This is a genomic window from Rathayibacter sp. AY1D1 (assembly GCF_002932635.1).
In the GTDB taxonomy this organism is placed as follows: Bacteria; Actinomycetota; Actinomycetes; order Actinomycetales; family Microbacteriaceae; genus Rathayibacter.
Genome location: NZ_PSVY01000012.1, coordinates 52,838 through 73,903, shown reverse-complemented (window position 1 = coordinate 73,903; position 21,066 = coordinate 52,838). Strand labels below are relative to the sequence as shown.

The following is a 21,066-nucleotide window of genomic DNA, read 5'->3' as shown; positions in this document are numbered from 1 at the left end:
CGGCCTCCGTCGTGCTGCGAGCGCGTCCGCAACCGGGGCCGGGACGCTGCAGCGGGCGCCGAACGGGCCGGAGCGGGCGATCCGCCCTCGATCGCCGACGCGATCCAGGTCGGTTTCGGCGGCGGGCCCCCCGCCCCGACCCGGCGGCTCGCCGGGAACGACGGACGGCCGGCCCCCCGCGGGGAGCCGGCCGTCCGGCCTCGCAGGATCTACAGGCCCTGGGACAGGCGGTAGTACGCCGCGTTCGAGCGGATGTCGGACTCGAAGCCGCGGAGGGTGGTCGACTCGTCGATCACCAGGAGCTCGACGCCGGCGATGCGGGCGAAGTCCTCCCACGCCTCCAGGCCGATCTGCGTCGTCATCACCGTGTGGTGCGCGGCACCGGCGGTGATCCAGGCGGCGGCGCTGGTGCCGAAGTCCGGAGCGGGCTGCCAGACGGCGCGGCCGACGGGCAGGTGCGGAAGCGTCTGGGGCGGCTCGACGTTCCGGACCTTGTTCGCGACCAGGCGGAAGCGCTCACGCACGTCGCTCAGCGCGACCACGACCGCGTCGCCGGCGTCGGCGGTGAAGACCAGGCGCACCGGGTCCTCGCGGCCGCCGATGCCCAGCGGGTGGATCTCGAGCGAGGCGCGCTTCGACGACAGGGACGGCGACACCTCGAGCATGTGCGCGCCGAGGATGAGCTCCTCGCCGGGCGTCATGTCGTAGGTGTAGTCCTCCATCAGGCTGGTGCCGCCGGGGAGGCCGGCGCCCATGACGGCGGCGATGCGGATGAGGACGGCCGTCTTCCAGTCGCCCTCTCCGCCGAAGCCGTAGCCGTCGGCCATGAGGCGCTGCACGGCGAGTCCGGGGAGCTGGCGGAGTCCGCCGAGGTCCTCGAAGCTGTCGGTGAACGCCTCGAAGCCGCCCTCCTCCAGGAACGAGCGCAGGCCGATCTCGACCGCGGCGCCGTAGCGGAGCGACTCGTGGCGCTCGCCGCCGGGGAGCAGCTCGGGGACCACGTCGTAGCTCTCGACGTACTCCGCGACGAGGGCGTCGATCTGCTCGGAGGTGGCGGCGTCGACGCGCTCGACGAGCTCGTTCACTCCCCAGGTGTTGACGCTGACGCCGAGGCGGATCTCGGCCTCGGTCTTGTCGCCCTCGGTGACGGCGACGTTGCGCATATTGTCGCCGAAGCGGGCGACCTTCATGCTCTGCGAGGCGGACCAGCCGGCGGCCGCGCGCGACCAGGTGCCGATGGCCTCGGTGACGCGGGCGTCGCTCGCGTGGCCGACGACCGTCTTCCGGGGCACGCTCATCCGGCTGAGGATGTAGCCGTGCTCGCGGTCGCCGTGCGCGGCCTGGTTGAGGTTCATGAAGTCGAAGTCGATGTCCTGCCACGGCAGGGCGACGTTCGCCTGGGTGTGGAAGTGCAGCAGCGGCTTGGCGAGCGCGTCGAAGCCGTGGATCCACATCTTCGAGGGGCTGAAGGTGTGCATCCAGGTGATGACGCCGACGACGGAGTCGTCGGAGTTCGCCTCGATCATGGTGCGGCGGATGGCGTCGGAGCTCTTCAGCACCGGCTTCCACTCGACGGTCACGGGGATCGCGCCCGCCTCGTTCAGCTGCGCGACGACGGCCTGCGACTGCTCGGCGACCTGGCGGAGGGTGTCCTCGCCGTAGAGGTCCTGGCTGCCGGTCAGGAACCAGACGGTGCGGGTGGCGAGGTCGGGGATGATGCTCTGGTACACGCTCATGCGATGGCTCCGGTGGGGTTCTGTCCGTAGACGTTCTGGTAGCGGTCGAACAGGGCGTCGATCGACTCCTGCGGGATGGGGACGAGCTCGCCGCCCTGGCGCGCGAGGTGCACGGTGCGGGCGACGTCCTCGGCCATGACGGCCGCCTTGACGGCGTCCTTCGCGTCCTTGCCGATGGTGAAGACGCCGTGGTTCTGCATCAGGACCGCGCGCGAGCGGTGGCCGCTGAGGGTCGCGACGATGCCGCGGCCGATGGAGTCGTCGCCGATGATCGCGAACGGGCCGATGGGGATCTCCCCGCCGAACTCGTCGGCCATCGCGGTGATGACGCAGGGGATCGACTCGGCGCGGGCCGCCCACGCGGTCGCATAGGTGGAGTGCGTGTGCACGACTCCGCCGACCTCGGGCATCTCGCGGTACACGTAGGCGTGCGCCGCGGTGTCGCTGGAGGGGCTGCGGTCGCTGCCGGGGGTGCCGGGGACGACGTTCCCGTCGAGGTCGCAGAGGATCATGTTCTCGGGCGCGAGGTCGTCGTAGGAGACGCCGCTGGGCTTGATCACGAAGAGGTCGGCGCCGGGCACGCGGCCCGAGATGTTGCCGCCGGTCCAGATGACGAGGCCGTAGCGGACGAGCTCGGAGTGCAGCCGCGCGACGTCCTCGCGGACGCGGGCGATCGCCTCCTCGACGGCGGGGGTCTGGGTGGTCATGCGGTGGCTCCCTGGTTCTGCGGGTCGGTGAGGGTCTCGACGGCGGTCTGCTCGACGGCGAGGCCGGCGCGGTAGCGCTCGAGGTAGGCGGAGAAGCCGGCGACGTCGTCCGCGTCGGGGGCGACGGTCTCGAAGCCGGAGTCGCCGAAGACCTGATCGGTGAGGTACGCGTCGAGCGCGACTCCGCTCTGCAGGCGGTAGGCGGCGAGCACCGCCATGCCCCACGGGCCGCCCTCGGAGGCGGTCGCGGCGACCGAGACGGGGGCGTCGAGCGCGCCGGCGAGGAAGCGCTGGGCGACCCCGGCGGTGCGGAACATGCCTCCGTGCGCGAACATCTCGTCGATCCGGACGCCCTCGCCCGCGAGGACGCGCATGCCCAGAGCCAGCGTGCCGAACACGCCGTAGAGCTGCGCGCGCATGAAGTTGGCGAGCGTGAGGCGCGAGTCGGGGGTGCGCACGACGAGCGGGCGGCCCTCGACGAGCCCGGCGATCGGCTCGCCCGCGAGGTGGTTGTAGGCGAGCAGTCCGCCCGCGTCCGCCTCGCCCTCGAGCGCCTCGGCGAAGAGGGTGCCGTAGACGGCGTCGCTGTCGGAGGGTCCGCCGGACGCGGCGGCGAACCGCGAGAACAGGCCGACCCAGCCGGCGAGCTCGCTGGCTCCGTTGTTGCAGTGGACCATCGCGACGAGGTCGCCGGCGGGGGTCGCGACGAGGTCGAGCTCGTGGTGCACGCTCTCCAGCGGGCCCTCGAGGACGACCATGGCGAAGATGCTGGTGCCGGCGCTGACGTTGCCGGTGCGCGGGGCGACGGAGTTGGTCGCCACCATGCCGGTGCCGGCGTCGCCCTCGGGCGGGCAGGCGGGGGCGCCGGGCCGGAGGGCGCCGGTGGGGTCGAGCAGGAGCGCGCCCTCGGCGGTGAGCGAGCCGGCGTCGGCGCCCGCGGGGAGCACGGCGGGCAGCAGCTCGCGCAGGGGCTTCACGGCGCCGGCCGCGCGCTCGTCGTAGAGGTCGACGACGCGCTGGTCGTAGTCGCGGGTCGCCGGGTCGGTCGGGACCATGCCGGAGGCGTCGCCGACTCCGAGGACCTTCTCGCCGGTGAGGCGCCAGTGCACGTATCCGGCGAGGGTGGTGAGGAAGTCGATCCGCTCGACGTGCGGCTCGGAGTCGAGGACCGCCTGGTGCAGGTGCGCGAGCGACCAGCGCAGCGGGATGTTGGCGCCGAACAGCTCGGTGAGCTCGGCCGACGCGGGGCCTGTGCTGGTGTTGCGCCAGGTGCGGAAGGGGACGAGCAGCCCGCCGTCCGCATCGAAGGGGAGGTAGCCGTGCATCATCGCCGAGACGCCGAGCGCCCCGACGGAGGAGAGCTGCACGCCGTGGCGCGACGAGGCGTCGGCGACGAGGTCCGCGTAGGCGGCCTGGAGGCCCGCGTGGACGGCGTCGAGGGAGTAGGTCCAGCGGCGGTCGACGAACTGGTTCTCCCACTCGTGGCTGCCGACGGCCAGGACCACGGACGGGTCGGCCGCGTCGACCAGGCACGCCTTGATCCGGGTGGAGCCGAGCTCGATGCCGAGGGCGGTGGCGCCGCTCGTGATCACGTCGGCGGGGGTGGGCCTACGCTGGTCCATCATGCTCCTCGCTCGGGCGATGTGACCGTTCACAAAGCCCCGGGTCAGCGTAGGCGAAACGGCTCGGGGTCGGCAAGCGAGGGGCCGCCCGACGGGGTCCGACTGCTCCTCCTCCGCCGCAAGCCCCTTCCGCCGGGGCCGCCCGCTTGGTCGCATGAGGCATGCGTGAGATCAGACTCGTCAGACTCGTCACCCGCCTCGAGAACGCCGCCGCCCTCGATCCGCTCGTCGGCCGGGTGAAGCGGGCCGTGAACGCGGTGGTCCGGCCGCAGCCGGTGCGGGACGTGCTGCACGGCGTCCCGGTCGGCCACCCCGTCCATCCGCTGCTCGTCCTCGTGCCCACCGGCGCCTGGGTGTCGGCGGCGGTGCTCGACCTGCTGCCGGGGAACCAGCGCGCGGCGAGGACCCTCGTCGGCGTCGGCGTGATTAGCGTCCTGCCGACCGCCGCCTCCGGCTTCACCGACTGGTCGGAGCTGCACGAGCAGCAGACCCGCGTCGGGCTGGTGCACTCGGCGGCCAACGTGGTCGCGACGGGCCTCTACGCCGCGTCGTGGGTGCAGCGCCGCCGCGGGCGCACCACGAGCGGGAAGGTGCTCGGGATGCTCGGGCTCGCCGTCGTCTCGGGCGGCGGCTACCTGGGCGGCCACCTCAGCTACCGGCAGGCGGCGGGGGCCAACCACGCGGAGGACGTGCCGCACCGCTTCCCCTCGGGCTGGCAGGAGCTCGGCGCCCTGGCGGACCTGCCGGAGCGCACGCCGGTGAGGAGGGAGGTCGCGGGCCTCCCCCTGCTCGCCTTCCGGCGGGGCGAGCGGATCGACGTGCTCTCGAACGTCTGCAGCCACCTCTCGGGCCCGCTCGACGAGGGCGAGGTCTCGGCGGACGGCTCGGGGGAGGCGTGCGTCGCCTGCCCGTGGCACGGCAGCGCCTTCTCGCTCGAGACCGGCGAGGTGCTGCGGGGGCCGGCCACCTCGCCGCAGCCGCGGTTCCAGACTCGGGTGCGCGAGGGGCGCGTGGAGGTGCTGCTGCCGCACGCGGGGTGAGGCGGGGGCCGGTGCTGCTCAGGCCTGAGTCGTCGACGCCCGCTCCACCAGCACCGGCGGCACCGGGCGGTCGACGGCGGGCTCCTCGCCGCGCAGCTCCGCGAGCACGACGCCGATCGTGCGGCGGCCGACCTCCGCGAAGTCCTGGCGGATGGTGGTCAGCGGCGGCTGGTAGTGCGCCGCCTCGGGGACGTCGTCGAAGCCGACGACGCTGAGGTCCTCGGGCACGCGCAGTCCCCGCTCGGTGCAGGCGTGCAGGAGTCCGAGGGCCATCTGGTCGTTGCCGGCGAACACCGCGGTCGGCCGGGGCGAGGAGTCGAGGAGGCGGAGGCCGGCGCGGTAGCCGGACTCGGCGCTCCAGTCGCCCTCCACGACGGCGACGGGGTCGAGGCCGGCCGCGCTCATCCCGGCGCCGAAGCCCTCGAGCCGCGCCTGCGCATCCACCCAGTGCTGCGGACCGGCGAGGTGCGCGATGCGGGTGTGGCCGAGGCCGACGAGGTGCTCGGTCGCCAGTCGCGCTCCGGCCGCCTGGTCGACGAGGAGCAGGGAGTCGGCGCCGCGGTCCGTCGCGCCGAGCGTCACCGACGGGACGCCGATCGCGAGGCTCTCGATCGCCTCCAGCGCGCGCTCCTGCGGGGCGAGGACCACGATCGCCTCCACCGACTCCCGCTGCAGGTGGGCGAGACCGTCGGCCAGCGACTCCGCGTCCGGCGCCGCGTTCACGACCGGGACCCGGTAGCCCGCGTCGCGCGCCGCCTGCTCGATCGCGGCCATCGCGGTGGCGGTGCCGTAGAAGCTGTGGCTCTCGGCGGCGAGGATCCCGATCAGGCCGGAGCGGCTCGTCGCCAGGGCGCGGGCGGCGGCGCTGGGGCGGAAGCCGAGGTCCTCGATCGCGGCGAGCACGCGCTCCCGGGTGCGCGGCCGCAGCTGGGGGCTGTCGTTGAGCACCCGCGAGACCGTCTGGTACGACACTCCGGCCCGCACCGCGACGTCGCGGATGGTCGGCGCGCGGTCGAGGGGCATGGCCACACCGTAGCGGTGCGTGCGCCCCCGCCCCCTCCCGCGAGACGCCTCCCGGGTGCGGGTTCGTCGGCGGGTCGCGTACCGGAGTGGCGTGCCGCGGGCGCGGGTCAGGGGCCGCCGAGCCAGTGGTCGATGCGGTGGTGGTCGGGGGTGAAGCCGTGGTCGACGCCCCAGAGGACGGCCTGCGTGCGGCTGGTCGCGCCGATCTTGCCGTAGACGCTGCGGATGTAGGACTTCACCGTGTTGGGGCTGAGGTAGGTGAGGGCGGCGACGTCGGCGTTGCTCTTGCCCTGAGTGATGAGCGCGAGGATCTCCGACTCCCGGTCGGTGATGCCCTCGTGGCGGCCCGGCCAGTCGAGGCCCGGTGCGCTGCCCGCCCGCCGCGGAGGATCGCTGACGACGACCTCGCCCGCCGCCACCCGCTCGAGCGCGGCCACCAGCTCCCGCGCCGGCAGGGTCTTGGAGAGGTAGCCGTGGACGCCCTGCTCGAGGGCGTCCGCGATGAGCGTCGGCACGAAGTTCCAGGTGTAGACGACCACGTGCTCGGCCCGCTCGTTGCGCACCAGCTCCGCGATCTCGTGGTGGTCCGACTCCGGCTGGGCGAACGAGTCGTAGAGGACGACGTCGATCCGGTCGGAGAGTGAGGCGTTCGCGTCGATCTCGGCGACGACCACCCGGTCGCGGTAGTGGTCGAACATGTGCGCGAGGCCCGTGAGGACGACGTCGTAGTCGTCGACGAGCGCGACGGTGAGGGGCGCACGGCGGGTCATGGTCGGACGCTACCGCACGGCTCGTCGATGCGAGCACACCCCCAGGGGTGTACCGCCGCCTCCTCCGGGGTGGTTGCGTAGCCACCGGTCCCGCAACCGCGGAACCGACCAGCGGGCCCCCGCCCGCACAACGGAAGGACGACCGCCATGCTCGGTCTCATCATCAGCCTCATCGTCGTCGGACTCATCGCAGGAGCGCTGGCCCGGCTCATCGTCCCCGGGAAGCAGAGCATCAGCATCGGCATGACCATCGTGCTCGGCATCGTCGGCTCGTTCGTCGGCGGCTTCCTCGGGTTCCTGATCTTCCAGCACGACCCGATGGACGGCTTCTTCCAGCCCGCCGGCATCATCGGCTCGATCATCGGAGCGATCATCGTCCTGCTCGTCTACACCCGCTTCGCCGGCCGCTCCGCCGCGCGCCGCTGACCCGCAGCGCACGGCGACAGCGAGGTCGCTGCCGACCCGCGCTCCGCGGGCGTGCAGGCACCACGCTGACCGGCGGCCCCGGCCCGGCTCCCTCCACGGGCCGGGCCGTCGTGCTGTGCGTGGGGTGCCCGGGCGTCGTCCGCGGTCTCCGACGCTGCGTCCGGGGGTGCCGACGCTCCGTCCGCGGAGCCCGCGCCGCGTCCTCCGACCTCCGCGGATCGGCGGCGGAGTCCGCGGCTGACGCGTCGGTGGCTGCCGAGTCCGTCGCCGCAGAGTCCGCAGCCGCGCAGTCCGTCACCGCCCAGCCGCTGCGCACCGGGGTGCGCGATGCTCGGGCGATGCCGCTCGTCGTCCCCGATGCCCTCGTCCCGCTCGCGCTCCGGCTCGCCCGCGCGAACCGCACCTTCGTCAGCGCGGAGGGAGCCCGTCGCCGCATCCGGGAGCGCGCGCTCCGTCCCGCCTCCTACGGACCGCCGCCCCGCCTCCGGCCCGGCGTGCGCGTCGACGTGGAGCAGGTCGGCTCCTGGCCGGTCTACACGATCCGCCCGCGGGTGATCCGCGGCGGCGTCGTCTACGTCCACGGCGGCGGCTGGGTGAACGAGATCGCGCCCCAGCACTGGTGGCTCGCCGCCCGCATCGCCGACGAGGCCTCCGTCGCGGTGACCCTCCCGATCTACCCGCTCGTGCCCTTCGGCACGGCGCTCGAGGCGCGCGACGGCGTCCGAGGCCTGGTGCTGCGAAGTCTGGAACGGCACGGCGCGACCTGCCTCGCCGGCGACTCGGCGGGCGGCCAGATCGCCCTCTCGACGGCTCTCGCCCTGCGCGACGACGGGGTGGTCCTGCCGCGCACCACCCTCGTCTCGCCCGCGCTCGACCTCTCCTGGAGCAACCCGCGGATCCCCGAGGTGCAGCCGACCGATCCCTGGCTCGGCACCCCGGGCGGTCGCGTCCTCGCCGAGAGCTGGCGCGGCGCCCTCGACCTGCTCGATCCCGTGGTCAGCCCGCTGTTCGGCGACCTGGCGGGCCTCGGCCCCCTCACCGTCTTCACCGGCACGCGGGACGTCCTCAATCCGGACGCCCACGTGCTGGCCGAGCGGGCGGCGGCCGCCGCGGTCCCGTTCGAGCTCCACGAGGCCGTCGGGCAGGTCCACGTGTACCCGCTCGTGCCCACGCGGGCCGGCCGCGAGGCGCAGCACGACCTTGTCGAGGGGCTCCGCGCGGCGGTCTGACCACCGGCCGGCCCAGGCGTCCGGCAGGCTCCTCTCAGTCCGTCTTCCGGACGGCGGACGGCGCCTCCGCCCGCTCGTCCACGACGTCGAGGCGAGCCAGCGCGTTCGCCGTCCCCCGGCGGCCCCGCGTCGCGACCAGGCCGATCAGCGCGGCCGCCGCGAGGACGAAGGCGAGCAGCGACCAGAACCCGCCCTCGACGGCGAGGAGGGTCGACCAGCCGCCCGATCCCGCCGCCCAGCGCACGAGCCGCTGCCAGAGGAACGGTCGCGGCTCGGGACGCAGGCGCACCACCGTCTCGCCGAGGGTCCGCCCGGACCGCAGCACGATCACCAGCTGGAGCAGCGGAGCGACGAACGGCAGGGCGCCGAGAACCACGTCCCCGGGGCTCGAGCGCGTGTCCACCCCCGCGAGCACGAGGCCGACCCCGGTGATCGAGACGAGCGCGCCCGTGATGAGGCTCAGCGCGAGCACGTCGCAGAACATGCCGAACGCGCGGCGGCGGATCGTGACCGGGCGGGCCCGCTCCGGCACCGCGCCCTCGGTCCGGCGGGTGAAGACGACGAGCACAGGGGAGAGGAGGGTGCCGAGCAGGGCGCCGGCCGTGTTGGCCAGCAGGTCGTCGACGTCGAAGAGCCGGTAGGCGCACGGGTAGAGGAACCAGTCGCCCGTGAGCTGCGTGACCTCGATGAGGAGCGAGACGGCGAAGCCGACGGCGGTGCCGCCGACCATCCCGGCGACGAGGCGCCCGCGCAGAGCGAGGTGGCGGACGAGCATCCCGAGGGGGACGAAGAAGACCACGTTCAGGAGCACCTGCGCGGACGCGGGGTTCGTCAGCAGCGCGCGGGGCCCGTCGATCCCGCCCTCCTTCGCGATGTCGCCGACGAAGGCGAACAGGCGCAGCTGCGGACCCGATCCGGTGCGGCAGGCGGCGGTGACCGTCGCCTCGTCGGGCAGGGGGAGGAGCGTGTAGGTGACGAGGGCGAGCGCGTAGACCACGGCGGCGAAGGCCAGCACCGCGTTGCCGATCCCGAGGACGCCGCGCCGCCGGTACTGCAGGGCGGCCCAGGGCACGAGGCCCACGAGGGCGACGGCGGAGCCGAACAGGAGGGCGAGCACGGCGGAGGTCATGCGTCGACAGTAGGAGAGCGGAGGCCCTTCTCGACCGCCCGGCGCATCAGGGGCCTCTGACAGCGCGGTTCGTCCCTCCTCAGCGCGGGATCCGGGCGCTCCTCCACGGATCCGAGCGATCCCCGTCCGCCGCCTCCACGCCCTGCTAGCGTTTCCTGGGTCGCGTCCAAGAAATGCGTGCACCCCCGACCCCTCCACGAAAGACGTCATGCCGCTGCGCTCCCGCCTCCTCGCCCTCCCCGCCGCCGTCGCGGCCGCCGCGCTCCTGCTCAGCGGCTGCACCGCCGAGACGCCCGACGCCTCCAGCGCCCCCGTCGACGGCGGGACCCTCACCTACGCGTCCGGCGACGCCGAGCCCACCTGCCTCGACCCGCACGTCGGCGGCAACTACCCGCAGGCGCTCCTCGCGACACAGGTGCTCGAGTCGCTCGTCTCGCGCGACGCCGACGGCACCATCACGCCGTGGCTGGCCGAGTCGTGGACCGTCTCGGACGACGCGCTCAGCTACGACTTCACCCTGCGCGAGGGCGCGACCTTCACCGACGGCAGCGCCCTCGACGCGGAGGCGGTCGCCGCGAACATCGCGCACCTGCAGGACCCGGCGACCAAGTCCTCCACCGGCTACCTCGCCGTGGCGAAGGTCGCCTCCGTCACCGCGGTCTCGCCGACCGTCGCCCGCTTCACCCTGACCGCGCCGGACAGTGCGCTGCTCGAGTCGCTCGCGCAGCCGTGGACCGCGATCGAGTCGCCCGCCGGCATCGCCCGCGGCGAGGAGGCGAACTGCGAGGCGCCCGTCGGCACCGGCCCCTTCACCGTCTCGGAGTGGGTCAAGCAGGACCACGTGACCCTCACCCGCAACGAGGCCTACGACGCGTCGACCGGCCCGACCGGGGACGGCCACGAGGGCCCCGCGCACCTGGCGAGCATCACCTGGCGCTTCATCCCCGACTCCGCCACCCGCTACGCGGCGCTGCAGTCGGGCGAGGTCGACGTGCTCGACAACGCCCAGCCCGACACTCTGAAGGCCGCGACCGGAGCCACGGACCTCGTCGAGCTCGACGCGCCCCGGCCCGGCTCGGTCAACCGCCTCGAGCTCAACTCCGGGCAGGCGCCGTTCGACGACGAGTCCGTCCGCGAGGCGTTCGTCCGCGGCGTCGGCGTGAACGACGCGATCGACTCCCTCTTCTTCGGCACCGCCGAGCGCTCCTACTCCCCGCTGTCCAGCCGCGAGGCGACCGCGTACTCCGACCCGTCGCTCTTCAAGGACGCCGGGTCCGACTCCGAGACGGCCGCCGCCGAGGACCTGCTCGAGAAGGCCGGCTGGGTGGACTCGGACGGCGACGGCATCCGCGAGAAGGACGGCACGCCGCTGACGCTGCGCTTCCCCGTCAGCACCAACCAGTCGATCCCGGCCGAGCAGTCGCTGTTCGAGCAGATCCAGGCCTCGGCGAAGACCCTCGGCTTCGACGTGCGGATCAGCCTGCTCGACCTGTCGAGCTGGTACACCGCCCTCGCGTCGAACGAGTACGAGCTGGTGAGCGCCCCGTACACGAAGGTCGGACCCGACGTTCTGCGGATCCTCTACTCCTCCTCGGGCATCACCCCCGCGCCGAGCGGCTACTTCGCCAACCACGCGCAGATCGCCGACCCCGCGCTCGACTCGCTGCTCGAGCAGGCGAGCGCCACGACCGACGAGGACGCCCGCGCCGACCTGTACGAGCAGGCGCAGCGGATCGTCCTCGAGGGCTACTGGATCCTGCCGCTCTACGACCAGCAGAACCACTACCTGCACCGGTCGGCCGTCCAGGGCCTCGTCGCCCTCGACACCGTGTCGACCCCCTGGTTCGCCGACGCCTGGGTCTGACCCGGCCCCGGAGAGCCGCCTGCACCGATCGATGAGCGGACGCACGCCGGTCGAGTAGTCGCCGCGGCGGCGCATCGAGACCCCGCGATCGGGATGGGCGGAGCTCGAGACGCCCGCTCCGCGGGCTGCTCGATCAGCAGGGGTCCGTCCTCCATGCTGGTCGAGTAGCCGCCGTCGGTCGCGCATCGCGTGCTCCGGAGGGAGCGGACCTCGACGACGCCCCCCTCCACCGCCCCGACCAGAGAGGACGCCCGCCCGCATGATCCGTCGCGTGCTCCTCCGCCTCGGTGGCGCCCTCGTGGTGCTGTGGGCCGTCGCGACCGCCGTCTTCGTCCTCATCCGCCTCGTCCCCGGCGATCCGGCGCAGGCGATCCTCGGCGGTCCGGGCTCGCAGGCGTCGCCCGAGGCGCTCGCCGCGGTGCGGGAGCAGTACGGCCTCGACCAGCCGCTCCTCGTGCAGTACCTGGTGCAGCTCGGCAGGCTCGCGCGCGGCGACCTCGGCACCTCCTACTCCCTGCGCACTCCCGTCGCGCAGATCCTCGGCGAGCAGCTGCCCGGCACCCTCCTGCTCGCCGTGCTCGCGCTCACCGCCGCATGGATCCTGGCGCTCGCGACCGCCCTCTGGTCGACCCGGGGCGGCCGCCTCGCCGCCGCGGTCGGGTCCGGCCTCGAGCTCACGGCGGCCGCGCTCCCGCACTTCTGGCTGGCGACCGTGCTGATCGCCGTCTTCGCGACCGCGCTGCGCTGGCTGCCCCCGGTCAGCACAGGGTCGCCCGCCGGGCTGGTGCTGCCGACGCTCACCCTCGCGATCCCGCTGGCGGGCTTCCTCGGCCAGGTGATGCGCCGCTCCCTCCTCGACGCGCTGGAGTCGCCGTTCGTGCTCGCCGCTCGGGCGCGCGGCGAGGGCGAGCTCGGCGTCCGCGCCCGCCACGCGCTGCGCCACGCGGTGCTGCCAGGGGTCTCGCTCTCGGGCTGGGCGTTCGGCTACCTGATCGGCGGGGCCGTGGTGGTCGAGACGATCTTCGCGAGGCCGGGGCTCGGCCGGACTCTGCTCGCGGCGGTGACCGTCCGTGACGTGCCGGTGGTGACGGGTGTCGTGCTGGTCACGGCGCTGGCGTACATCGTCGTGACCCTCGCCACCGATCTGCTGACGCGCGTGATCGACCCGCGGCTGGCCCGGCGGGAGGCGGTCGCGTGAGCGAGCTCGAGCTGCGCGCCGCCCGCCCGCTCCGCCGGGGTCCCTCCCGCCTCCGCGCCGGCGAGGTGCTGGCCGCGGTCTTCGTGGTGCTGCTCCTGCTCGCCGCCGTCGCGCCCGGGCTGCTCGCCCCCTCCGATCCGCTCGCCGTCGCCCCGCGCGACGCCTTCACCCCACCGGGTGCCGCCCACCTGCTCGGCACCGACGAGTCCGGTCGCGACGTCCTCAGCCGCCTCATCGCGGGGGCGGGCGCATCCCTCCTGATCGGCGCCAGCGCCACCGCGATCGGCCTCGTCCTCGGCGCGGTGCTCGGGGTGGTCGCGGCGTTCGGCGGCCGCGTCGTCGACGGCGTGATCGGCCGCGTGCTCGAGGTGCTCTTCGCCTTCCCCGCGCTCCTGCTCGCGCTGCTCGTGATCGTGGTCACGGGTCCCGGAGTCGTCCCCGCCACCATCGCGGTCGGCCTCTCCACCGCGCCGGGGTACGCCCGCATCCTGCGCACGCAGCTGCTCGGCATCCGCGACTCCGGCTACGTCGAGGCGGCGCGCGTGCTGGGGCACGGGCCCGTCCGGATCCTCGTCCGGCACGTCCTCCCCAACACCTTCGGGCCGCTCGCCGTGCTGGCGACCCTCGGCGTCGGCCAGGCGATCGTCTGGGCCTCGGCCCTCAGCTACCTGGGCCTGGGCGCCGAGCCGCCCGCGCCGGAGTGGGGCGCGATGCTCTCGGCGGGCCGCACCTACCTCGCGAGCGCGTGGTGGCTGACCGTGTTCCCGGGGCTGGCGATCGTGCTGACCACGATCGCGACGACGGTCCTCGGCGGGCGTCTGCGGGGTGCGCGGTGAGCGCGGTCGTCGTCGAGGGGCTCCGGGTCGCCTTCGACGGAGTCGAGGTGGTGCACGGGGTCTCGTTCCGCGTGGAGCCGGGGGAGTGCGTCGCGATCGTCGGCGAGTCCGGGTCGGGCAAGAGCGTCACCGCGCGAGCGCTGCTGGGGCTGAGCGGAGGCGCCGTGACCGGGAGCGTCCGCGTCGGCGGGACCGAGGTGGTCGGAGCGGGCGAGCGGGAGCTGCGGCGGCTGCGCGGCGGATCCGTCGGCTTCGTCCCGCAGGACGCGCTGCTCTCGCTCGACCCGCTGCGCCCGATCGGCCGCGAGATCGGCGACGTGCTCCGCCTCCACGGCCGCCTCCCCGCGGCCGAGCGCGCGCAGCGGACGGTCGAGGCCCTGGCGAGCGTCGGCATGCCGGAGCCGGCCGAGCGGATGCGGGAGCGCTCCGGCGACCTCTCCGGCGGTCTCCGCCAGCGCGCCCTCCTCGCGGCGGCCGTGGCGCTCGATCCGCCGCTGCTCGTCGCCGACGAGCCGACCACCGCGCTCGACGTGACCGTCCAGGCCCGCGTGCTCGAGCTCTTCGCCGAGCAGAAGGCGCGCGGCCGGGCGCTCGTCCTGGTCTCGCACGACCTCGCGGTGGTGGCGGGCCTCGCCGACCGCATCCTCGTGCTGGCCGACGGCCGCGTGGTGGAGGAGGGGACCGCGGCCGAGGTGCTGCGCGCGCCCCGCAGCCCCGAGGCCCGCGCGCTCGTGGCCGCCGTCCCCGCCGGGCGCCCGCGCGGCTCCCGGCTCACCGACCCGACCGCACCGGCGACCCCGCCCGAGACCCCCGGCGAGGTCGTGGTCGCGGCCCGCGGTCTCGCCGCCCGCTTCCCGCTGCCCGGCGGAGGAGTGCGGGTCGCGGTCGACGACGTCGACCTCCGGCTGCGGCGCGGCGAGACCGTGGGGCTCGTCGGCGAGTCCGGGTCGGGCAAGAGCACGGTGGCCCGGCTCGTGCTGGCGCTGCGGCGTCCGGACGCGGGCGCCGTCGAGCTGTTCGGCGAGCCGTGGTCGGCAGCGACCGAGCGCTCCCGCCGTCCCCGCCGCCCGCGGATCGGCGCCGTCTACCAGGACAGTCTCTCCTCGTTCGACCCGCGCTGGAGCGTCGGCCGCCTCCTCCGCGACGCCGGCGCAGCCTCCGTGCCCGCGCTGCTCGAGAGCGTGGGGCTCGACCCCGCCCTGGAGCGGCGCTCGCCGCGGACCCTCTCCGGCGGTCAGCGCCAGCGCGTCTCGATCGCCCGGGCGCTGGCGACGCGCCCCGACGTGCTGATCTGCGACGAGCCCGTCTCGGCCCTCGACGTGTCGGTGCAGGCGCAGATCCTCGACCTGCTCGACGACCTGCAGCGCCGTCACGGCCTCGCCCTCCTCCTCATCTCGCACGACCTCGGCGTGATCGCGCACATGAGCGATCGCATCGCCGTGATGCGCGAGGGTCGGATCGTCGAGGCGGGGCCGGCCGCGTCGCTCCTGGCCGCACCGCAGGAGGAGTACACGCGCCGCCTGCTCGCCGCCGCCCCTCGCCTCGAGCGCTGAGCCGTCCGCGGCGCCGCGCCCGCCCGCACCGCCGAGGCGCCGCGCTGCCCGCCGGGACACCGCCTCAGCAGCGGTGTCCCTCGAGCGCAGCGGTGTCTCGAAGCGCCCCCCGCGCAAGCCCGCGCCGCGAATCCGCCGCACCTCCACCACGTGTCGGACCTGCGGCGTAGCGTTGCCGAGGTGATGCGCCCGACGACCCAGACCCTCGGCCAGCTCCGTGCCTCCGGGCACGTGCAGAAGAGCCTCCGCACCGAGATCCGCGACAACCTGCTCGACGCCCTGCGCGAGGGCCGCGATCCCTGGCCGGGCCTGCACGGCTTCGCCGAGACGGTCATCCCGCAGGTCGAGCGCGCCGTCATCGCCGGTCACGACATCGTCCTGCTGGGCGAGCGCGGCCAGGGCAAGACCCGCCTCCTGCGCACCCTCGTCGGCCTGCTCGACGAGTGGACGCCCGTCATCGAGGGGTCCGAGCTCGGCGAGCACCCCTACGAGCCGATCACCACGGAGAGCCGCCGCCGCGCGGAGGAGCTGGGCGAGGACCTGCCCGTCGCGTGGAAGTCCCGCGAGGAGCGCTACGTCGAGAAGCTGGCCACGCCCGACACCAGCGTCGCCGACCTCATCGGCGACGTCGACCCGATGAAGGTGGCCGAGGGCCGCAGCCTGGGCGACCCGGAGACCATCCACTTCGGCCTCATCCCCCGCAGCCACCGCGGCATCGTCGCGATCAACGAGCTGCCGGACCTGGCCGAGCGGATCCAGGTCGCCATGCTCAACGTGATGGAGGAGCGCGACATCCAGATCCGCGGCTACGTCCTCCGCCTCCCCCTCGACGTCCTCGTCGTCGCGAGCGCGAACCCCGAGGACTACACGAACCGCGGCCGGATCATCACGCCGCTGAAGGACCGCTTCGGCGCCGAGATCCGCACCCACTACCCGACGGCTCTCGTCGACGAGGTCGCCGTCATCCGGCAGGAGGCGGACCTCGTCGCGACCGTGCCCGATGCGCTCATCGAGATCCTCGCCCGCTTCACGCGGGCCCTGCGCGAGTCGAGCTCCGTCGACCAGCGCAGCGGCGTCAGCGCCCGCTTCGCCATCGCCGGCGCCGAGACGATCGCCGCCGCCGCCCTGCACCGCGCCACCCGCCGCGGCGAGGAGGAGGCGGTCGCCCGCCCCATCGACCTCGAGACCGCCGTCGACGTGCTCGGCGGCAAGATCGAGTTCGAGTCGGGGGAGGAGGGCCGCGAGGACGAGATCCTCGACCACCTGCTCCGTCAGGCCACCGCCGAGACCGTCCGCGCCCACCTGCGCGGCGTCGACCTCGGGCCGCTCGTCGAGGCGGTCGAGAACGGCGCGATGATCACGACCGGCGAGCAGGTGACCGCCCGCGAGTTCCTGGCCGGCCTGCCGCTGCTGGGCGAGGCCCGCGTGTACGACGAGGTCGCCGAGCGCCTCGACGCCGTGGGGGAGGGGCGCCGCGCCGGAGCGGTCGAGCTCGCCCTCGAGGGCCTCTATCTCTCGCGCAAGCTGAGCAAGGAGACGGGCGGGGGCGAGGCCGTCTATGGCTGATGCTCCGCGCGGCAACCGGCGGCTGAAGCGCGACGCGCGCTACGCGAAGTACGACGGGGGACCCGATCCGCTCGCTCCTCCGGTCGACCTGAAGGAGGCCCTCGACGCGATCGGCGAGGACGTGATGGGCGGCACCTCGCCCGAGCGCGCCCTGCGCGAGTTCCTCCGCCGGGGCACCCGCGACCGCGAGGGCCTGGACGACCTGGCCGCCCGCGTCGCCGAGCGGCGTCGCGAGCTCACGCAGAGGAACAACCTCGACGGCACGCTCCGCGAGATCCGCGAGCTCCTCGACAGGGCCGTCCTCGCCGAGCGCAAGCAGCTCGCCCGCGACACGCAGATGGACGACGGCGACCGCGCGCTCGCCGAGATCCAGCTCGACAGCCTCCCGCCCTCGCCGGCCGCGGCCGTCTCGGAGCTCCGCGACTACCGCTGGCAGAGCCCCGAGGCGCGCGCCGACTTCGAGCGGATCCGCGAGCTCCTGGGCCGCGAGATGCTCGATCAGCGCTTCGAGGGGATGAAGCAGGCCCTCGAGAACGCGAGCGACGAGGACCGCGCCGCGATCGACGCGATGCTCCGCGACCTGAACGAGCTGCTCGAGGCGCACGCGCGCGGGGAGGACACCCCCGAGCAGTTCGACGCCTTCATGGAGCAGCACGGCGAGTACTTCCCCGAGGGCCCGGAGTCGGTGGACGAGCTGATCGACGCGCTCGCCGCCCGCGCGGCCGCGGCTCAGCGGATGCGCAACTCGATGACCGCCGAGCAGCGCGCCGAGCTCGACGCCCTCGCCCAGGAGGCCTTCGGCACGCCGGAGCTCATGCAGTCCCTCGGCCGCCTCGACGAGACCCTACGGGGGCTCCGTCCCGGCGAGGACTGGGGCGGCTCCGAGCGGGTGGACGGCGAGCAGGGGCTCGGCCTCGGCGACGGGACGGGCGTGTTCCAGGAGCTGGCCGACCTCGACGCCCTCGCCGACCAGCTCGCGCAGACGGACCGCTCCTCCCTCGACGACCTCGACCTCGACCTGCTGGCGAAGCGCCTCGGCGAGGACGCCTCCGTCGACGCGCAGACGCTGAAGCGCCTGGAGCGGGCCCTGCGCGACTCCGGGACTTTGCGCCGCGGCTCCGACGGCCGCCTCGCCCTCAGCCCGAAGGCCATGCGCCAGCTCGGCAAAGCGCTCCTGCGCGACATCGCCGAGACCGTCTCCGGCCGTCAGGGCGCCCGCGACGTCCGGCGCGCGGGCGCGGCGGGCGAGCGCTCCGGAGCGACGCGCTCGTGGGAGTTCGGCGACACCGAGGCCTGGGACATCCCCCGCACGGTGACCAACGCCCTCACCCGCACCGCCGGCGAGGGCCGGCCGGTCGGCTCGGGGGTGCGCATCCTGATCGACGACGTCGAGGTGCAGGAGACGGAGGCGCGCACGCAGGCCTGTGTCGCGCTCCTCGTCGACACCTCGTTCTCGATGGCGATGGACGGCCGCTGGGTGCCGATGAAGCGCACCGCGCTCGCCCTGCACACCCTGATCAGCAGCCGGTTCCGCGGAGACGCGCTGCAGCTCGTCGCCTTCGGCCGACGCGCCGAGGTGATGGACGTCGAGCAGCTGGTGGGCCTGGACGCCGAGTGGGACAAGGGCACGAACCTGCACCACGCGCTGCTGCTGGCCAACCGGCACTTCCGCAAGCACCCGAACGCGCAGCCGGTGCTGCTCATCGTCACCGACGGCGAGCCGACCGCGCACCTCGAGCCCGACGGCGGCGTCTTCTTCGACTACCCGCCGGACCCGCTGACGGTCGCCGTCTCGGTCCGCGAGCTCGACGCGTCGCTCCGCCTCGGCGCGCACACCACGTTCTTCCGCCTGGGCGACGACCCGGGCCTCGCCCGCTTCATCGACTCGCTCGCCCGCCGGGTCGGCGGCTCGGTGGTGAACCCGGAGGCGGAGGACCTGGGAGCGGCCGTCGTCTCCTCCTACCTCGGCGCTCGCGGCGCGGGTCCGGGAGGCGGCGGGACGCCGGGCGAGGAGCTGTTCGGCCGCGGCTGGAGCTTCTGAGCCGCTCAGGATGCAGGAGGGACCCGCTCCCGCGCCTGAGGATCAGCGCGTCTCCGCCGCTCCGGAGGCGTTCGTCCTGAGTTCCGACCGCGCCCGGCTCAGAACAGCGGCCAGGGCACCGCGGGCATCCCGCCCCGCGGGCCCGGGAAGCGGCCGAAGGAGCCGAGCCGCTCGCAGCGCTTCGCGAACGCGGCGACCTCGTCCTCGGTGAGCAGCTCCGAGAGCGCCTCGCCGAGCGGTCCGTCGATCTGCGCGCGCAGGAGCGCCAGCGCCGTCAGCTCCTCCTCGAGCAGCGGTTCGCCGATCCAGCCCCAGAGGACCGTGCGCAGCTTGTGCTCGGAGTGGAAGGTGAGGCCGTGGTCGACCCCGTAGCGGTGGCCGTCGGGCAGCGCGAGCACGTGCCCGCCCTTCCGGTCCGCGTTGTTGGCGACCACGTCGAACACGGCCATCCGGCGCAGCGCCGTCGAGTCCTCGTGCACGAGGGAGATGTCGCGGTCCTCCTCGTCGCTGCCGTCGAGGACGTGCCGCCATCCGTCGGGCACGGCGTCGGCGGGCACCAGGTCGACCGCGTCCTGGTCCGGATCGATGTCCTGCCAGAGCTGGACCATGCCCGGCCCGAGAGGACCGTCGCGGAGCCACGTGCGCGGCACCACGTTCCAGCCGAGCGCCTCCGAGACGAGGTACGCGGCGACCTCGCGGCCCGCGAGCACGCCGTCCGGGAAGTCCCACAGCGGCTTCTCGCCCGAGATCGGCTTGTAGACGACGGACGTCTCGCCGAGCTGCGCGAGGAACGTCGCGTTCGAGGCGATCGTGATCCGGCCGGCCAGCTCCAGCTCGCCGTCGAGCCCGCCCGGGTCGCTCATGCGAGCGGGCAGTCGTGCCCGTCGGGATCCATCGGCTCGCCGCAGCGGGGGCAGAGCGGACGTCCGGCGCCGACGACCTCGAGGGTGCGCTTCGCGAAGGCGCGCGCCGTTCCGACCGGGATCTTCACCTGCAGCATCTCGGTGGGCTCGGGCTCCTCCTCGGAGTCGTCCTCCGCCTCGGTCAGCGGGTAGGCCTCGATCACGATCTGCGCGGTGGACGGGTCCCAGCCGAGGCTGAGACCGCCGACGCGGAACTCGGGCTCCACGGGCTGGTCGAGCGGGTCGTTGTCGACGAGCTCCGGGGGAGTGCCGGCGGGGACGCTGACCGGGTTGCCCTGGGCGGTCATCAGCTGGTCGAGGATCTCGTCGATCTTCTCGGCGAGGAGGGCCGACTGCTGCTTCTCGAGGCCGACGCTGACCACGCGGGGCCCGGTCTTGGCCTGGAGGTAGAAGGAGCGCGAGCCGGGTGAGCCGACGGTCCCCACGACGACGCGATCGGGCCAGTCGAATCCGTGCACGATCGGAGGCATGCCCCCAGTCTACGAGCGCCCGCCTCCGCAGTGGCTGCGCGCGTCGGGCTCGGGCGGCCTGCTGATCGAGCCGCCGTCTCTTCTGCTGGCCGAGCCCCCCGCGGAGCGGGCGCATCGAGATCCACCGCCGCCGAGCACCCGCATCCCTGCCGCTCGATCGAGCCCTGAAGCGGCCCTCCCGAACCCGCGCCTACTCGTGCCCCGCCCCGCCACCCACGGCGGCGTCCGCCACGGGGGCCGCCTTCCGCAGCCAGCCCAGGTCCCCGGCGTCCGTGTTCATCGCGACGACCTCGGGCCGACCCGCGCCGTAGCGGATGATCGACACCGACGCCGGTCCGACGCTGAGCCTCTGGAACAGGTCGAGGTGCATGCCGAGCGCGTCCGCGAGGATCGCCTTGATCGTGTCTCCGTGGCTGACCGCCGCCCACACCGCGCCGGCCCCGTGCTCCTCCGCCACCGCCGCGTCGTGCCGCCGGATCGCCGATACGGCCCGGGCCTGCATCGCGAGCATCCCCTCGCCGCCGGGGAACACCACCGCGGAGGGCTGGTTCTGCACCGTCGCCCAGAGCGGCTCCGTCGCGAGATCCCGCAGCGAGCGCCCCGACCAGTCGCCGTAGTCGCACTCGGTGATGCCCTTGTCGATCACGGTCGCCGGCGATCCCGTCTGCCGCTCGAGGACGAAGCGCGTGGTCTGCCGGCACCGCTCGAGCGGGCTCGACACCACGGTCGCGAGCTCGACCGCCGCCAGCCGCTCCCCGGTGCGCGCCGCCTGCGTGCGTCCGACGTCGTCGAGCCGCACTCCGGCGGTGCGTCCGGCGAGGATCCCCGCGGTGTTCGCGGTGGTGCGTCCGTGCCGGACGAGGAGGAGCGTGGGCATGGGGCCAGCGTAGGCGGCCGTGCTCCCGCCCCGCCCCGTCGAGCCGCCGGGGCCGC

18 protein-coding genes are annotated in these 21,066 nt (G+C 74.3%); 9 read left to right on the top strand and 9 right to left on the bottom strand.

What is annotated here, in order from left to right:
- Positions 1–209: 209 nt before the first annotated feature.
- Genes araA through C5C56_RS09880 form a run of 3 tightly spaced genes read right to left on the bottom strand, consistent with a single transcriptional unit; the run spans position 210 to position 4,065 of the window.
- Positions 210–1,736 carry an L-arabinose isomerase gene (araA, locus tag C5C56_RS09890; protein WP_104319499.1) on the bottom strand — a complete coding sequence of 509 codons (1,527 nt, stop codon included), beginning with the start codon at positions 1,734–1,736 and terminating at the stop codon, positions 210–212.
- Positions 1,733–2,443, bottom strand: coding sequence for an L-ribulose-5-phosphate 4-epimerase (locus tag C5C56_RS09885; protein WP_104224687.1), 711 nt, complete (start codon positions 2,441–2,443; stop codon positions 1,733–1,735). The genes araA and C5C56_RS09885 overlap by 4 nt, the downstream gene beginning before the upstream one ends.
- Positions 2,440–4,065, bottom strand: a complete 1,626-nt coding sequence (locus C5C56_RS09880) for a xylulokinase (protein ID WP_104226054.1) — start codon at positions 4,063–4,065, stop codon at positions 2,440–2,442. The genes C5C56_RS09885 and C5C56_RS09880 overlap by 4 nt, the downstream gene beginning before the upstream one ends.
- Positions 4,066–4,226: 161 nt before the next feature.
- Here C5C56_RS09880 and C5C56_RS09875 point away from each other — a divergent pair, with 161 nt between their 5' ends.
- Positions 4,227–5,105: a Rieske 2Fe-2S domain-containing protein gene (locus C5C56_RS09875; protein WP_104308061.1), complete on the top strand. Its 879-nt coding sequence runs from the start codon at positions 4,227–4,229 to the stop codon at positions 5,103–5,105.
- A gap of 18 nt (positions 5,106–5,123) precedes the next feature.
- On the opposite strand, the gene C5C56_RS09870 is transcribed toward C5C56_RS09875, so the two are convergent.
- A complete protein-coding gene (locus tag C5C56_RS09870) occupies positions 5,124–6,128 on the bottom strand; it encodes a LacI family DNA-binding transcriptional regulator (RefSeq protein WP_104319498.1) in 1,005 nt (334 codons plus the stop codon).
- 107 nt (positions 6,129–6,235) lie between these two features.
- The gene (locus C5C56_RS09865; RefSeq protein ID WP_104319497.1) at positions 6,236–6,898 is read right to left on the bottom strand and encodes a response regulator transcription factor; all 663 of its coding nucleotides are present in this window, start codon (positions 6,896–6,898) and stop codon (positions 6,236–6,238) included.
- 147 nt (positions 6,899–7,045) lie between these two features.
- Here C5C56_RS09865 and C5C56_RS09860 point away from each other — a divergent pair, with 147 nt between their 5' ends.
- Complete coding sequence (locus C5C56_RS09860; RefSeq protein ID WP_104225042.1) at positions 7,046–7,324, top strand: GlsB/YeaQ/YmgE family stress response membrane protein; 279 nt, start codon at positions 7,046–7,048, stop codon at positions 7,322–7,324.
- 248 nt (positions 7,325–7,572) lie between these two features.
- The gene (locus C5C56_RS09855; RefSeq protein WP_258065650.1) at positions 7,573–8,553 is read left to right on the top strand and encodes an alpha/beta hydrolase; all 981 of its coding nucleotides are present in this window, start codon (positions 7,573–7,575) and stop codon (positions 8,551–8,553) included.
- A 34-nt stretch (positions 8,554–8,587) separates the two neighbouring features.
- Here the strand turns inward: C5C56_RS09855 and C5C56_RS09850 are convergent, their stop codons facing one another.
- Complete coding sequence (locus C5C56_RS09850; RefSeq protein ID WP_181137581.1) at positions 8,588–9,682, bottom strand: VanZ family protein; 1,095 nt, start codon at positions 9,680–9,682, stop codon at positions 8,588–8,590.
- Positions 9,683–9,890: 208 nt separating this feature from the next.
- Here C5C56_RS09850 and C5C56_RS09845 point away from each other — a divergent pair, with 208 nt between their 5' ends.
- The 6 genes from C5C56_RS09845 (at position 9,891) to C5C56_RS09820 (ending at position 18,740) form a co-directional block, all read left to right on the top strand.
- Positions 9,891–11,546: an ABC transporter substrate-binding protein gene (locus tag C5C56_RS09845; RefSeq protein ID WP_104319495.1), complete on the top strand. Its 1,656-nt coding sequence runs from the start codon at positions 9,891–9,893 to the stop codon at positions 11,544–11,546.
- Between the two features lie 259 nt (positions 11,547–11,805).
- Positions 11,806–12,744, top strand: a complete 939-nt coding sequence (locus tag C5C56_RS09840; RefSeq protein ID WP_104225045.1) for an ABC transporter permease — start codon at positions 11,806–11,808, stop codon at positions 12,742–12,744.
- Entirely contained in the window at positions 12,741–13,580 is an 840-nt protein-coding gene (locus C5C56_RS09835; RefSeq protein WP_104225046.1) for an ABC transporter permease, read from the top strand. The genes C5C56_RS09840 and C5C56_RS09835 overlap by 4 nt, the downstream gene beginning before the upstream one ends.
- Positions 13,577–15,133, top strand: coding sequence for an ABC transporter ATP-binding protein (locus C5C56_RS09830; protein ID WP_104238832.1), 1,557 nt, complete (start codon positions 13,577–13,579; stop codon positions 15,131–15,133). The genes C5C56_RS09835 and C5C56_RS09830 overlap by 4 nt, the downstream gene beginning before the upstream one ends.
- A 183-nt stretch (positions 15,134–15,316) precedes the next feature.
- Positions 15,317–16,699: a magnesium chelatase gene (locus C5C56_RS09825; RefSeq protein ID WP_104258216.1), complete on the top strand. Its 1,383-nt coding sequence runs from the start codon at positions 15,317–15,319 to the stop codon at positions 16,697–16,699.
- On the top strand, positions 16,692–18,740 hold the full coding sequence (locus tag C5C56_RS09820; protein ID WP_104319494.1) for a VWA domain-containing protein: 2,049 nt from the start codon (positions 16,692–16,694) through the stop codon (positions 18,738–18,740). Before C5C56_RS09825 ends, C5C56_RS09820 begins: the two co-directional genes overlap by 8 nt.
- A gap of 98 nt (positions 18,741–18,838) precedes the next feature.
- Here C5C56_RS09820 and C5C56_RS09815 read toward each other — a convergent pair whose 3' ends face one another.
- From C5C56_RS09815 to C5C56_RS09805, 3 genes are all read right to left on the bottom strand, one after another.
- On the bottom strand, positions 18,839–19,603 hold the full coding sequence (locus tag C5C56_RS09815; RefSeq protein WP_104226043.1) for an SCO1664 family protein: 765 nt from the start codon (positions 19,601–19,603) through the stop codon (positions 18,839–18,841).
- On the bottom strand, positions 19,600–20,133 hold the full coding sequence (locus C5C56_RS09810) for a DUF3090 domain-containing protein (RefSeq protein WP_104225051.1): 534 nt from the start codon (positions 20,131–20,133) through the stop codon (positions 19,600–19,602). The genes C5C56_RS09815 and C5C56_RS09810 overlap by 4 nt, the downstream gene beginning before the upstream one ends.
- A 190-nt stretch (positions 20,134–20,323) precedes the next feature.
- Positions 20,324–21,010 (bottom strand): histidine phosphatase family protein, encoded by a 687-nt coding sequence (locus C5C56_RS09805; protein WP_104226042.1) that lies wholly within the window; start codon positions 21,008–21,010, stop codon positions 20,324–20,326.
- Positions 21,011–21,066: the final 56 nt, after the last annotated feature.

Excerpts from the sequence above, each read along its gene's own strand:
- araA (WP_104319499.1), bottom strand. The coding sequence starts at position 1,736 with ATGAGCGTGTACCAGAGCATCATCCCCGACCTCGCCACCCGCACCGTC.
- C5C56_RS09845 (WP_104319495.1), top strand. The coding sequence starts at position 9,891 with ATGCCGCTGCGCTCCCGCCTCCTCGCCCTCCCCGCCGCCGTCGCGGCC.
- C5C56_RS09870 (WP_104319498.1), bottom strand. The coding sequence starts at position 6,128 with ATGCCCCTCGACCGCGCGCCGACCATCCGCGACGTCGCGGTGCGGGCC.
- C5C56_RS09805 (WP_104226042.1), bottom strand. The coding sequence starts at position 21,010 with ATGCCCACGCTCCTCCTCGTCCGGCACGGACGCACCACCGCGAACACC.
- C5C56_RS09875 (WP_104308061.1), top strand. The coding sequence starts at position 4,227 with ATGCGTGAGATCAGACTCGTCAGACTCGTCACCCGCCTCGAGAACGCC.
- C5C56_RS09820 (WP_104319494.1), top strand. The coding sequence starts at position 16,692 with ATGGCTGATGCTCCGCGCGGCAACCGGCGGCTGAAGCGCGACGCGCGC.
- C5C56_RS09860 (WP_104225042.1), top strand. The coding sequence starts at position 7,046 with ATGCTCGGTCTCATCATCAGCCTCATCGTCGTCGGACTCATCGCAGGA.
- C5C56_RS09885 (WP_104224687.1), bottom strand. The coding sequence starts at position 2,443 with ATGACCACCCAGACCCCCGCCGTCGAGGAGGCGATCGCCCGCGTCCGC.
- C5C56_RS09825 (WP_104258216.1), top strand. The coding sequence starts at position 15,317 with ATGCGCCCGACGACCCAGACCCTCGGCCAGCTCCGTGCCTCCGGGCAC.
- C5C56_RS09865 (WP_104319497.1), bottom strand. The coding sequence starts at position 6,898 with ATGACCCGCCGTGCGCCCCTCACCGTCGCGCTCGTCGACGACTACGAC.
- C5C56_RS09880 (WP_104226054.1), bottom strand. The coding sequence starts at position 4,065 with ATGGACCAGCGTAGGCCCACCCCCGCCGACGTGATCACGAGCGGCGCC.
- C5C56_RS09810 (WP_104225051.1), bottom strand. The coding sequence starts at position 20,133 with ATGCCTCCGATCGTGCACGGATTCGACTGGCCCGATCGCGTCGTCGTG.
- C5C56_RS09815 (WP_104226043.1), bottom strand. The coding sequence starts at position 19,603 with ATGAGCGACCCGGGCGGGCTCGACGGCGAGCTGGAGCTGGCCGGCCGG.
- C5C56_RS09840 (WP_104225045.1), top strand. The coding sequence starts at position 11,806 with ATGATCCGTCGCGTGCTCCTCCGCCTCGGTGGCGCCCTCGTGGTGCTG.
- C5C56_RS09850 (WP_181137581.1), bottom strand. The coding sequence starts at position 9,682 with ATGACCTCCGCCGTGCTCGCCCTCCTGTTCGGCTCCGCCGTCGCCCTC.